Source organism: Exiguobacterium sp. MMG028, assembly GCF_027947425.1.
Lineage (GTDB): Bacteria > Bacillota > Bacilli > Exiguobacteriales > Exiguobacteriaceae > Exiguobacterium > Exiguobacterium aestuarii_A.
Genome location: NZ_JAQJIN010000001.1, coordinates 453,674 through 466,335, shown reverse-complemented (window position 1 = coordinate 466,335; position 12,662 = coordinate 453,674). Strand labels below are relative to the sequence as shown.

14 protein-coding genes are annotated in these 12,662 nt (G+C 46.6%); 2 read left to right on the top strand and 12 right to left on the bottom strand.

From position 1 onward, the window contains the following. Positions 1-43: 43 nt before the first annotated feature. Both PJK55_RS02520 and PJK55_RS02515 read right to left on the bottom strand, forming a co-directional pair. Positions 44-637, bottom strand: a complete 594-nt coding sequence (locus tag PJK55_RS02520; RefSeq protein WP_271304684.1) for a GNAT family N-acetyltransferase — start codon at positions 635-637, stop codon at positions 44-46. A 15-nt stretch (positions 638-652) separates the two neighbouring features. Next, positions 653-1,603 carry an alcohol dehydrogenase catalytic domain-containing protein gene (locus PJK55_RS02515; protein ID WP_271304683.1) on the bottom strand — a complete coding sequence of 317 codons (951 nt, stop codon included), beginning with the start codon at positions 1,601-1,603 and terminating at the stop codon, positions 653-655. Between the two features lie 158 nt (positions 1,604-1,761). Between PJK55_RS02515 and PJK55_RS02510 the strand changes: the two genes are divergently transcribed. After that, positions 1,762-2,919, top strand: a complete 1,158-nt coding sequence (locus tag PJK55_RS02510; protein ID WP_271304682.1) for an MFS transporter — start codon at positions 1,762-1,764, stop codon at positions 2,917-2,919. Between the two features lie 31 nt (positions 2,920-2,950). Here the strand turns inward: PJK55_RS02510 and PJK55_RS02505 are convergent, their stop codons facing one another. Together PJK55_RS02505 and PJK55_RS02500 are read right to left on the bottom strand one after the other, a co-directional pair. Beyond that, on the bottom strand, positions 2,951-3,469 hold the full coding sequence (locus PJK55_RS02505; protein ID WP_271304681.1) for a hypothetical protein: 519 nt from the start codon (positions 3,467-3,469) through the stop codon (positions 2,951-2,953). Between the two features lie 14 nt (positions 3,470-3,483). Beyond that, entirely contained in the window at positions 3,484-4,275 is a 792-nt protein-coding gene (locus tag PJK55_RS02500) for a hypothetical protein (protein ID WP_271304680.1), read from the bottom strand. A gap of 88 nt (positions 4,276-4,363) precedes the next feature. Between PJK55_RS02500 and PJK55_RS02495 the strand changes: the two genes are divergently transcribed. Further along, positions 4,364-4,912, top strand: a complete 549-nt coding sequence (locus tag PJK55_RS02495; RefSeq protein ID WP_271304679.1) for a DUF4256 domain-containing protein — start codon at positions 4,364-4,366, stop codon at positions 4,910-4,912. A 689-nt stretch (positions 4,913-5,601) separates the two neighbouring features. Here PJK55_RS02495 and PJK55_RS02490 read toward each other — a convergent pair. From PJK55_RS02490 to recA, 8 genes are all read right to left on the bottom strand, one after another. Continuing rightward, on the bottom strand, positions 5,602-6,783 hold the full coding sequence (locus tag PJK55_RS02490; RefSeq protein WP_074033211.1) for a glycine C-acetyltransferase: 1,182 nt from the start codon (positions 6,781-6,783) through the stop codon (positions 5,602-5,604). 13 nt (positions 6,784-6,796) lie between these two features. Then, on the bottom strand, positions 6,797-7,873 hold the full coding sequence (gene tdh, locus PJK55_RS02485; RefSeq protein WP_214692771.1) for an L-threonine 3-dehydrogenase: 1,077 nt from the start codon (positions 7,871-7,873) through the stop codon (positions 6,797-6,799). Between the two features lie 122 nt (positions 7,874-7,995). Further along, complete coding sequence (locus tag PJK55_RS02480; protein WP_271304678.1) at positions 7,996-8,361, bottom strand: histidine phosphatase family protein; 366 nt, start codon at positions 8,359-8,361, stop codon at positions 7,996-7,998. Then, positions 8,319-8,621: a histidine phosphatase family protein gene (locus PJK55_RS02475; RefSeq protein WP_271304677.1), complete on the bottom strand. Its 303-nt coding sequence runs from the start codon at positions 8,619-8,621 to the stop codon at positions 8,319-8,321. Before PJK55_RS02475 ends, PJK55_RS02480 begins: the two co-directional genes overlap by 43 nt. 90 nt (positions 8,622-8,711) lie before the next feature. Then, positions 8,712-8,972, bottom strand: a complete 261-nt coding sequence (locus PJK55_RS02470; RefSeq protein WP_012726477.1) for a stage V sporulation protein S — start codon at positions 8,970-8,972, stop codon at positions 8,712-8,714. A gap of 26 nt (positions 8,973-8,998) precedes the next feature. After that, positions 8,999-9,793: a TIGR00282 family metallophosphoesterase gene (locus tag PJK55_RS02465; protein ID WP_214692776.1), complete on the bottom strand. Its 795-nt coding sequence runs from the start codon at positions 9,791-9,793 to the stop codon at positions 8,999-9,001. A 48-nt stretch (positions 9,794-9,841) separates the two neighbouring features. Further along, positions 9,842-11,404, bottom strand: a complete 1,563-nt coding sequence (rny, locus tag PJK55_RS02460; RefSeq protein ID WP_442899487.1) for a ribonuclease Y — start codon at positions 11,402-11,404, stop codon at positions 9,842-9,844. A 187-nt stretch (positions 11,405-11,591) separates the two neighbouring features. Further along, positions 11,592-12,641, bottom strand: coding sequence for a recombinase RecA (gene recA / locus PJK55_RS02455; RefSeq protein WP_074033216.1), 1,050 nt, complete (start codon positions 12,639-12,641; stop codon positions 11,592-11,594). Positions 12,642-12,662: the final 21 nt, after the last annotated feature.

Below are 12,662 nucleotides of genomic sequence, written 5' to 3'. Positions count from 1 at the left end.
ATGGTTGTCATCCAATAGTCCCCTTCCAAAAGCAATGTACTTGTTATATGCGATTTTCAACCTCAATATCAGTTTTAAAATCATGCTTTAGCTGAAAAAAATCATTCTGCAGTAACCCATAAACAACATGATCAACATAACGGTCATACAGCCATTCTGCATCTCGAATGACCCCTTCTTCCCTAAAGCCAAGTCGTTCCGGGAGTGCGCGGCTTTTTACATTTTCAGTCGCGACTCGAATCTCAATCTTATTTAATTTCAAATCTCGGAACCCGTACTCGATGATGGTCTCCAGCGCTCGACTCATGATGCCTTTCCCCTGAAATTCTTGTCCGAGCCAGTAACCAATTGTGCCACATTGAATCCCACGATCGATTTCGTTAAATCCGATTGTCCCGGCAAGCACGGCTTTATAGATCACAGCGAATGATTTTGGGAATCCACCCGTCTCAATCAGTCCTTTAATTCGTCCTTCTATGTTCTTCTTCGAGTCTTCTACTGTTTCAATGTAGTCAAGCCAACCGAGCCACTCTCGGAGATAAGGTTTCGATGCCATCGTCAGTTCAAACAGTGCGTCTGCATCGTTTACATTAAACATTCTAAGTGTGATATCGTTATTTATTTTATAATCAAGCATATGGATTCATCCTTTTCAATTAGCAAATGATGTATTTTCTTTTTTATATGTCACTGCAATCTTAATTGGGTTGATGACATGTGCACTTAGTCTTTCAAACGTAGAAATTAAGCTATATTGATCAATGTCCAACTCAAAAATCTCTTGTATATATGAGGTTTGCCAACTCGCTTCAAAATACCACTTGAAATGTTCTCTATAGTCCCAACCGTCACTCGATCCGACGATATGTAACTCTTTTTCATAGAATTGCGGTTGAAGCACCAGTTCTTCTTGATTACCGTCTGATAAGATACAGATAGACCCATTCGGCATTACTGCCTGTTGAAGGTTCATGAACCCTTCGTTTCTAGCAGAACACTCCATGCCATAATGGTAGTGGCTGTCCTTCACCTCGTTCGGGGCGTATACCTGTTCAACTCCAAACCGATAAGCTAATTCTCTTCGATTCGAATCTGGCTCGATTGCATCAATCTTCTTCACACCATAATAATTTCTTAAGTAATATGTTGCGAGTAAGCCCATCGTCCCCAATCCAGAAACAATGACCGAATCGGTAGAGGATGGTGCTATTTTTCTAACCCCTTTCGCTGCATCACATGACAAAATCGCTAGCAACGCCGTTTTATAATCCACTTCCGGTGGAACATAAAACGCTTTCTGTGCAGAGACGATCCCGTATGTTTGTTGTCCATAAAAAGCAATCACCCGGTCGCCCACATGGAGTGTCGTGACATCCTCCCCCTTATCTACAACCCTTCCATAACTCTCATATCCCACTTTACGGGGATAGTTCGGACTCGAATCAGTCAAATCCGTTTCGTCATATTGAGGTAGCTCTGCCCCAACACTAATGGCGGTAGCGATGGTTTCAATCAAAACTTGATCTGCTTCAAGAGCAGGTACTCGTGTTGTGACCCACTCCAACTTCTTTTTACCTACGAGTTTCAAAGCTTGTTGAATCATTTCACCCTCCTAATATTAACAATTGCGACCATATGACAAGTTTACAGAATTAATCAAATTTTGTATAATTATTTTTATATCATTTTATGAAGAGGTGAAAATGTGTAAAAACGATTCGTCGAACCCACCCAATTGAATAGATTCGGAGGAGATTTGTGATGAAATCGTTTTATACACTGCTCGTTAGCCAATGGCTCGCCAATATTGGCGATGTCCTATACATCGTCGCGCTCATTGCCTCGTTGTATCAACAAACCGGTTCCGCTCTCATGGCGGCCAGCTTCCCGATTGCCGTGACTGCCGGTATGACACTCAGCGGACTCTTTTTCGCCCGTATCCTCAGCCGCTACTCGCTAGGGAAAACGCTCGTCCTGTCACAACTGATGAAGACGGTCACCCTTGTTCTCGTTCTCTTCACGGATTCGATTCTAGTTCTATGTCTTGTCGTGTTGATCGCTTTCCTCGATGGGTTCGCACGTCCCATCCAAGCGTCATTTATCCCAAGATTGACGACGAATCGTCAACAAGCGAACAGCCTCGTTCAAGGGTCTAATCAGTTCATCCAGCTCGCCATGTGGCCGCTCGGGACGATGCTCGTCTCTTTCACCTCGAGCGCTCTCGCGTTAGTCGTTTCCCTCGTTCTCTTCGTCCTTTCCACGATTGTGACGATTTACTTCAATCAATCGCTTACGGAAGACATCGTTGATGATGGAACGGAAGAATCGATTACCTTACGCGCTAGTCTTACTTATGCAAATACGTCACCATTCGCCCGTCATGTGACATGGTTTGTGACGTATGAATCATTTGTCAGCACGCTCTGGATTTCGGCATTACTTCTCGTCTATCTCGAACGACATCTACAAGTCGATACGGGCTGGTGGGGGACGCTCAACGCAACATTTTTGATTAGTATGATTGCGGCGAGTGCCCATCTTTATCGGTCTCGACGAGCGCCATCGTTACCGTCGACCGCTATCTTATCCATTGTTGCCGCCCTCTTGTTCGGCATGACTGCACATCTCGCGTTTGCAATTTTGGCGTTAGTCATTCAAGGCGCAGCTACACAAATCCGCATCATCCAGACGAACACCGTCATTCAAGAACAGATTCCGGCTACACAGCTTCCTTACGTATATAGTGTGCAACAGACAGGATACGCCCTTGCATTCAGTGTGGGGAGTTTGCTGTTCGGTCTTCTCGCCGACGGACTACCGATTGATTTGGTTTACCTTCTCGGAGCACTTTTGACCCTTCCGTTGATTTGGATCGGACGATTAACTGAACAGTCCATGTTAACCGTATCATCTGTATAAACAACAGGCGCCTTCTTAAAGAGAGGGCGCCTTACTTATAGAACTTTCCACCAAAATACATAGTTGGACTTCCTTTTCGATGACAATCGAGTGAAATCACAGATGCAATGGTCGGTTCCGAAAGCGTGATGATTTCTAGAACTGAGTTCAGGCCGCAAATACGATAGTGCGTGAACGGTGTTGAATCGTCATGTATCAACTCCCAAAACGAGAAACGCGTTCGTTTCAAAAAATCCAGGTATCCGGATTGCTTGAATCGTTTGATTTGCGAACCCTCGAACTCATCTGACGGTTCATCCATGATTCCATCCGCAAACGACTCTTGAATGACCTCCATATAGATGACGTCTTCAAAACATAGTTTTACATTGATCACTTCCCGTTGCGGATGAACTCCACCAACTTCGACCCGTTCACGGAATCTCGTGTTTCGCTTACTCTGGTGATCGAGTAACTGTAATTGAAAGGTCAGGCGGCTCGATCCTACATCATGTTGATAATCAAACACGTGCATCATCCCGTCATAGAAGAATAAATCCTCGAACTTCATTGCCATCCCCCCTCTTAGTTAATTTCGTATTGAAACACTCCGACAGCATCGCCACGTTTCAGATTTCCTAAAATAAATAGTGACAGAATGCTTACCTCGGTCTCAATCAAAAATCGAAAACCTTCCCACTCATCACTCTCCTCAATCATCGTAATCAATTGAAGAATTTCACCTTCAGATACGTTTGGAAGATGACAGGTCATCATATACTCATTCGACCACATCCATTTTCCGTAATGTTCGACACTGTATTCACACTTTGTCACATCTGCCCATCCCTTGAGATCAGTTAGAAATCGACTCTTCTTTAAAACTGCCTGAAATAAAGTGACGTTTAGTAATTTGAATAGTCGCAAGAGGAATGTCTCAGATGACTGTACTTTCGGCAACCCGAATTCCCTCCAATGACTATCCGATGATAGTTTATACAAGTCTTCACTCTTTAGTGAAGACGAATCAGGGTCATGAAAGTCTCGACTATTAGCACATAAGAAATCAATAGTCGAGATACTTTGTTCATTTGGATAATCGACTCGTGCATATGTTGAATAGATCGCACGACGATACGGATCATACAAAAAGAGAAGCTGTCCCTCTATATAAACGCCCAACGGCAAGGTCAAGTCAACGTACCGAAGTCGTCCTAATTGTGACTTTGTGACAATCACGTCAAGTTCACAATAGTCTGTGACTCGATACGAACCGACAGGCAATCGACTCAAATAGTCTGTTTTCAATGTGAACAGATCCATTGTCTGAAATACATTCACTTTTAGATGCTCAACGTATATTTCATCAAAATTCAATTTAGATTCCCCTTTCTCACAATGGATAAGACAAACTGTAGCGATTCATATCGTATACTAAAAGAAACAAATGATCGGAGTGATTCCCATGTCGAAGCTCTCGCACGAAGAAATTCTTGAGTTACTAAATACGTTAGAGTCTCGCTTCACCGAAAACGTTGAACGTCATCCTGACGTTGTCTGGTCAGACGTATTGGAACAAATTCAAGTTAATCAGGACAAGTTGACTACACTCTCCTTAATGGAACAGACAGGAGGCGAACCCGACGTGATTCGTCTAGCTAACGGAGATCTCGCTTTTTGCGACTGTTCAGTCGAGAGTCCGAGCGGTCGACGAAGCCTCTGTTATGACGAATCCGCTCTTGAGGCACGTAAAAAGAATAAGCCCGTCGGAAGCGCGGTCGCCTTATCTGAACAGATGGGCATAATCCTTCTCGACGAAGAAACATACCGACATTTACAAACGCTCGGTCAATTCGATTTGAAGACGTCGAGTTGGATTCTGACACCGAATGAGATTCGTCAAAAAGGCGGCGCCCTGTTCTGCGACCGCCGTTATGATCACACTTTTGTCTATCACAATGGTGCAGATTCTTATTATGCCGCTCGAGGATTTAGAGGGATACTCATGATTTAAGCAAGGCATTGCGCCTTGCTTCTTTTTTATCGGAATAACCAACTAAGGAATTGCGGAATATACATGATGAAAAACAAACTGACAGGAATCGTTGCAAGCAATCTTAACACCCACATAATTCTACTTTTTAACTTCCGAGAGTAGAACAACAATGCTCCAAACGTAATCGCATTCGCTGTTACATTTGGTTCTTCTATGTTGTTCTCAATCATTTGCATAAGAAAAGCTTTCCATCCTGGAAAGGATTCAAGGGCGAACGATTCATCGAAACTCGGTATAAGATTGTATTTTAGCCTTACAAACTAGGCTCCTATATAAACAGAGATGAATAAGATTGCGTAGGACATGAGGGCGAAGTTCCACAATTTCTCTTTCCACCCCTCACTCCGAACGTACAAGACATACATCACAATCATGACGCTAAAGATCACATTTATGATGAATGGTGGTGAAATGGTTAGAATGGAAAACGTCTCTCGATCTAACACCATTCCCACTTGAAATATTCCTTGCTGAAACATAGCCTTTCCTCATTTCTGATATGTACTGATTAAATCAAATTACGGTAATTGAAATATTTAAAAAATGCGTTATATTTCGGCTTACTCTACCTGTGCTCTATCTGAATATACTCGATTTCATGTGCAAATCCATCAAAAAACTGCAGACAGATTGTCTGCAGTCCTCATTCATGCGTGTAGTGTCACATTCAACTCTTCCGCTACCGTTTTGAACGCCTCGAGTGCACGTTCGAGGTCGTCTCGTGTATGCTCCGCTGTGACGATGGTCCGGATGCGTGCTTTTCCGCGCTCGACCGTCGGGAAAGCGATACTCTGTGCGAATACACCATGCTCTTTCAGTTTGTCCGAGAACGTATGCGCAAGTGTTTCTTCACCAAGCATGACCGGAGTGATCGGTGTTGTCGCATGTCCGATATCGAAGCCGAGGTCGCGTAGTCCGTTCTTGAAAAATTCCGTGTTCGCCCATAGCTTATCGAACAACTCTTCTTCCTCTTTCATGACACGGATCGCTTCACGGTTCGCCGCTACGACTGCCGGTGGATGTGATGTCGAGAAGAGGAACGGACGACCTTTGTGGATCAAGTAATCGCGTACGTCTTGTGAACAGGCAACATACCCGCCTAAGACACCGATTGCTTTTGAAAGCGTTCCGACCTGTAACGCGACACGACCGTCCAAACCGAAGTGGTTGACCGTTCCGCGACCGTTCTTCCCGAGAACGCCGGATGCGTGAGCATCATCAACCATGACCGCAGCATCATATTTCTCTGCAAGTTCGACAATCGCCGGAAGTGGTGCGATGTTCCCGTCCATCGAGAACACACCGTCCGTTACGACGAGACGTGTCCGATAATCTTGTGTTTCTTTTAATGCCTTCTCCAAGTCTTCAAGGTCGACGTGCTTATAAATGCGTCGCGCTGCTTTCGTAAGACGAATCCCGTCGATAATCGACGCATGGTTGAGTGCGTCACTGATGACGACATCTTCCGGTCCGAGAAGTGCAGACAAGACCCCGAGGTTCGTCGCGAATCCTGATTGGAAGACGAGCGATGCTTCCGTGTGCTTGAACTCTGCGAGTTCGCGCTCAAATGCTTCGTGCATCTCGAACGTACCGGCAATCGTCCGGACCGATCCTGTTCCCGCACCGTACTGTTCGACCGCTTCAATCGCTGCCTGCTTCAAACGTGGATGGTTCGCTAGTCCGAGATAGTTGTTTGATGATAGCTGGACGAGTGACTTCCCGTCGATTGTCACTTCGTTCCCTTGTGCCGATTCGAGTGGGACGAGCTTACGGAACGTCCCCTGTTCTTTCATCTCATTGATTGCTTCTGTAATATGTTCAAATGCCATGTTGTTTCCCCCTTTAAGGTATTAAGACGACCTTCCCACATTTCCCTGCCCGCATGAGTTCGAACCCTTTTTCGAACTCTTCGAGCTTGAAGACGTGCGTGATGATCGGTTCTACGTTCAACTGACCCGTCGCGAGCATCGTCGAGACTTGCCCCCACGTCTCGTACATCTTCCGTCCTGTGATTCCTTGGACACGGACACCTTTAAAGACAACATCACGCGTGAGGTCGATGGCGACCGGACGAGCTGGGAGTGACAGTACGTTGACATCCCCGCCTGCCGTGACCATTTTGAACGCCTGGTCGATCGCAATCGGATGACCGCTCATCTCACAGACGACATCGATTCCGTCTCCGTCGGTCTCACGCTCGATCAATTCGAGCGGATTCTCTTCTAAGCTATTGATGACGACATCGGCCCCCATCTCTTCTGCGAGCTTTAAGCGATACGGATTGACGTCAATCGCATAGACGCGACTCGCACCAGCTGCTTTAGCGACGCCTACCGCCATGAGTCCGATTGGTCCACATCCGACGATGGCGACCGATTTGGCAGACACGTCACTCGCTAGCACCGTGTGTACCGCGTTTCCGAGCGGTTCTTGAATCGAGGCGAGTTTCGCTGGCATCGACTCCGGGTTCACCCATAGGTTCTCTTCAGGCATAACGACATACTCTGCAAAACAACCTTGCGTGTCCACACCGATGATTTTTGTATTTTTACAGATGTGATATTGTCCACGCAAACATTGTTTACACTGATGACAGACGATATGCGTCTCAGCGGATACGGTCTGTCCGATTTTGATGCGTTTCGTCCCTTTCCCGAGTGCCACGACTTCTCCCGAAAACTCATGACCGAATACATACGGTGGTTTGACACGGCTTTGTGACCACTCATCCCACTCATAGATATGAACATCGGTCCCGCAAATCGATGTCGCTTTGACTTGAATGAGTACTTCTCCAGGTCCTGGCGTCGGAACTGGTACGTCGACCAGTTTTGCCCCAAAACCGGCCGTGTGTTTTTGAATCGCTTTCATTACTGGTGTCGTTGTTTCCTTCTCTGTGGTTGACACGAGTTGTTCCATTGAAAACGTCCCCCTCTTGTCTCTTATGATCGAACGATACGTTCTTTATCATCTTGTCATAAAATGACGAAACTGAGAAGATGCATCATGATTTTTTTATGACATTCTTCTGAGAGTTCGTCTTAACACGTCTCACTCAACTGATGTGAGATATCACCAATCGTCACTTCTTTATATTGATTGTTCGAATACTCAATCACTGTCAAGCTCGTTCCTTCAATCTCATCATCAAACCACAACTCAGATATATTCGCTTCTCTGATTTCTCGTAATATCGCTTGAATCACCATTCCGTGTGTCACAACCAGAACATTGCCACTCGTATTCGCTTGAATGATGTGTTGCATCGCGGATGAAACACGATTCGTGAATGTCAACATGGCTTCCCCATGATTCAATCGATGGTCATATTGACTCGGATTTGACCAAAATGTTTCAAATACATCTATTCGTTCGATTTCGTCTTCTGCCTTCCCTTCCCTTCCCAAACACCAAACGAGATTTCATCCAACTCATCTAAAATATGTATCGGTGAATCTAACGATACGTCCATCGCTTCTAACGTTTGAATGGCTCTACCACTGGGACTCACATAAACGGTCTCAAAAGCAATCGTTTGAAGTCGGTTTCCTAACTTCTCCGCATTCAAGATTCCCTCGCTCGTTAACGGCGAATTTTGCCGACCTTGTAAACGCCTTTCTTTATTCCACTCTGTCTGTCCATGTCTGACGATATATAACGTTAACACCTTAATCATCCTTTCACATCAGCATTAAAAAGAGGAGCCATCCGCGCCGATGGCTCCTCTTCACAAGAATAGGACCTATGTCCCGACCGCTCATCGTGGCTCAATGATGAGCTTGATGGCAGTACGTTCCTCTCCGTCAATCATAATATCGGTAAAGGCTGGAATGCAAATCAAATCGAGACCGCTTGGCGCGACGAAGCCTCTGGCGATCGCGACGGCTTTGATGGACTGATTCAGCGCACCTGCCCCAATCGCCTGTATCTCACACGTTCCTTTTTCACGTAGCACACCCGCTAAAGCACCCGCAACGGAGTTAGGGTTCGATTTTGCCGAAACTTTGAGTACGTCCATTCTTGTTTCCCCCTCGGGTAGGTTGTTCAATCAAACCAGACGGTCTGATCATCTAGGTGTATTCGTTCGATTTTTGTCGCTCGTTTCGTCTGATCATCGATTGTAATGAAAACTCCATTAAGTTGTTCCCGTCCCTCGGCAACTTCAAACCGAACTGGGAGTTGTGTCATAAATTTTTTTAAAACAACGGATGCATCCATCCCGAGTACCCCGTCAAGTGGACCCGTCATCCCGACGTCGGTAATATACGCTGTCCCGTTCGGCAAGACACGTTCATCTGCCGTCTGTACGTGCGTATGCGTCCCGACTACGGCTTGGGCACGCCCGTCAAGGTGATACCCCATCGCAATCTTTTCACTTGTCGCCTCGGCATGGACATCGACGAAGATGGCGTCTACCTCGTCACGCACTTCTTCAACGAGACGATCGACGGTACGGAACGGACAGTCAAGGGATGGCAAGAAGACATTGCCCATGACGTTGATGACGGCCAATTTCTTTCCATTTTGTTTCAACTTCATCATCCCGACCCCAGGTGTCCCGTCCGGATAGTTTGCTGGACGGACGATCCGGTCGGCATCGTCGATCCAATCAAAGATGTCACGGTTATCCCACGTATGGTTCCCCATCGTCACCCCATGGAAGCCGAGTTCTAAAAACTGTTGATAAATCTTTTTTGTGAGACCACGACCGTTTGCCGCATTCTCACCGTTGACGAGCATGAACGTCGGGTTGTATTTGTCTTTCAAACGACCAATCTGATTGCTCAAAATATCTCGACCGGGTTTCCCGACGACATCACCGATAAATAAAATTTTCATATAAAATCCTCCCTCAAACAGAAAAAGCGGAGAAATTCTCCGCTTCGTTTACTTCGCATAATCGACGGAACGTGTTTCACGAATAACCGTCACTTTAATTTGTCCAGGATAATCGAGTTCATCCTCGATTCGTTTACAAATATCGCGTGCCATCTTACCGGCGACGACATCGTCGACGACGTCAGGGCGAACGATAATTCGAACTTCACGTCCCGCTTGAATCGCATACGATTTCTCGACACCTTCAAACGACTCACAGATTGACTCGAGTCGTTCGAGACGGCGAATGTAGCTTTCTAGCGTCTCTTGACGAGCTCCAGGGCGAGCTGCCGACAAGGCGTCAGCTGCTGCGACTAGTACTGCAATCGTCGATGTCGCCTCGACGTCCCCGTGGTGGGAAGCAATCGAGTTGATGACGACCGGATGTTCCTTGTACTTCGTTGCAAGCTCTACTCCGATTTCGACGTGACTGCCCTCGACTTCGTGGTCGATCGCTTTTCCGATATCGTGCAAGAGTCCAGCTCGCTTCGCGAGTGTGACGTCTTCCCCGAGTTCGGCTGCCATCATCCCGGCAAGATGTGCCACCTCGACCGAGTGAGACAAGACGTTCTGGCCATAGCTCGTACGATAGCGCATGCGACCGAGTGTCTTGACGAGGTCTGGATGCAGTCCGTGAATTCCGGCTTCGAAAGTCGCCTCTTCTCCGTACTCACGAATGCGCTCATCCACTTCACGACGAGACTTCTCCACCATCTCTTCAATGCGAGCCGGATGAATCCGACCGTCCTGAACGAGTTTTTCGAGCGTCATTTTGGCGATTTCACGGCGAACCGGATCGAAACCTGACAAAATGACCGCTTCTGGCGTGTCGTCGATGATGAGGTCAATTCCAGTCAGCGTCTCGAGCGTCCGGATGTTACGTCCTTCACGCCCGATGATGCGACCTTTCATCTCATCACTCGGTAAGTTGACGACGGATACTGTCGTCTCCGCGACATGTTCAGCAGCGTATCGTTGCATCGTGAGAGATAAGAGGTGTTTCGCTTTTTTATCCGCTTCTTGTTTTGCTTTTTGCTCGATTTCTTTTTGAAGGAGAGCAGCATCGTGAAGCGCTTCCTGCTTCGCTTCGTCCATGATGATGGTACGTGCTTCATCTTTCGAGAGGGCTGCCACGCGTACAAGTTCTTGGCGTGCCTCTTCGTATAAGTCCTCCACTTTGCTTTCGAGCATTTCTGCTTCACGTTTGCGTTTTTCGAGCCCGCGCTCCTGTTCATCTAGCGAATCTTCTTTCCGCTCGAGCATATCTGCTTTGCGGTCGAGAAGCTCTTCTTTTTGAACGAGGCGATTCTCTTTCACTTTCTGGTCTTCGCGACGTTCACGCAATTCTTGTTCCGTCTCATTGCGAAGTTGAATCATCTCTTCTTTTACTTCAAGCCGTGCTTCTTTTTGCATCGCTTCCGATTGTTGTTTTGCTTGTTCTACAATCTTAGTCGCTTCCGTCTCGGCACCTTGAATCTTCGCTTCGGCGATCGATTTACGCACAAAAAAACCTGCAACAAAAGCTATCGGCAAAAGGAGGATCAGAATAAGCATATATTGCCATTCCATCATGTTCACCTCCCTTTCGCAAGGTTATTTTATTTTTTTAATAAGTGAGTAACGCAGGCAAGCCCGCGCATAACTTTATTGTACTTATTTAAGAGGGAGAATGCAATGCACGGACAGGATAGAACTACCAATTGCCTAAAAATTATACTAAAAAAATCTCACTCGGATGATTCCGAGTGAGACCTTGTGCTTATTCGTCATCAAGAAGTGAGAGAACTTCGTCGTCTTCACCTTCAACTGTGACTGTTTTTTCTCCGTTCAAGCCGTAGTGGTCACGAATTTGACGTTCCACTTCGGCCGCAATGGCTGGATTTTCTTTCATGTATTGTTTCGCATTTTCACGACCTTGACCGAGACGCTCCTCGTTGAACGAGTACCACGCACCGCTCTTTTGAACGATATCGAGGTCTGCACCGATGTCGATGAGTTCCCCTTCACGTGAAATCCCTTCACCGTACATGATGTCGACTTCCGCCGTCTTGAATGGTGGTGCGATCTTATTTTTTACAATCTTGATCTTCGTACGGTTCCCGACCATATCTTGACCTTGTTTGAGCGTTTCTGCACGACGTACTTCGAGGCGTACTGAAGAGTAGAACTTCAAGGCACGACCACCAGGTGTCGTTTCCGGGTTACCAAACATGATTCCAATTTTCTCACGAATTTGGTTAATGAAGATGACGATTGTTTTCGATTTGTTCGTTGCACCAGACAATTTACGAAGTGCCTGAGACATCAAACGAGCTTGAAGACCGACGTGCGAGTCTCCCATCTCCCCTTCGATTTCGGCTTTCGGTACGAGTGCCGCAACCGAGTCGACGACGAGGATATCAACTGCTCCCGAGCGAACGAGCGCTTCAGCGATCTCGAGCGCCTGTTCTCCTGTATCTGGCTGAGAGAGCAACAACTCATCGATGTTGACGCCAAGATTTTTAGCATACTTTGGATCGAGCGCATGCTCGGCATCGACGAAAGCAGCTTGACCGCCACGTTTTTGAACTTCTGCAATCGCATGAAGGGCAACAGTCGTCTTACCTGAAGATTCTGGTCCGTACACTTCAATGACACGACCGCGTGGATATCCACCCGCTCCAAGTGCGACGTCGAGGGCAATCGACCCAGAAGGGATGACCGATACTTGCTGGTCTGTATTTTCACCAAGGCGCATAATCGAGCCTTTACCGAATTGTTTCTCAATTTGGCGCAATGCCATTTCTAACGCTTGTTTACGATCACTCATAGATAAATGAGCCTCCTTTAA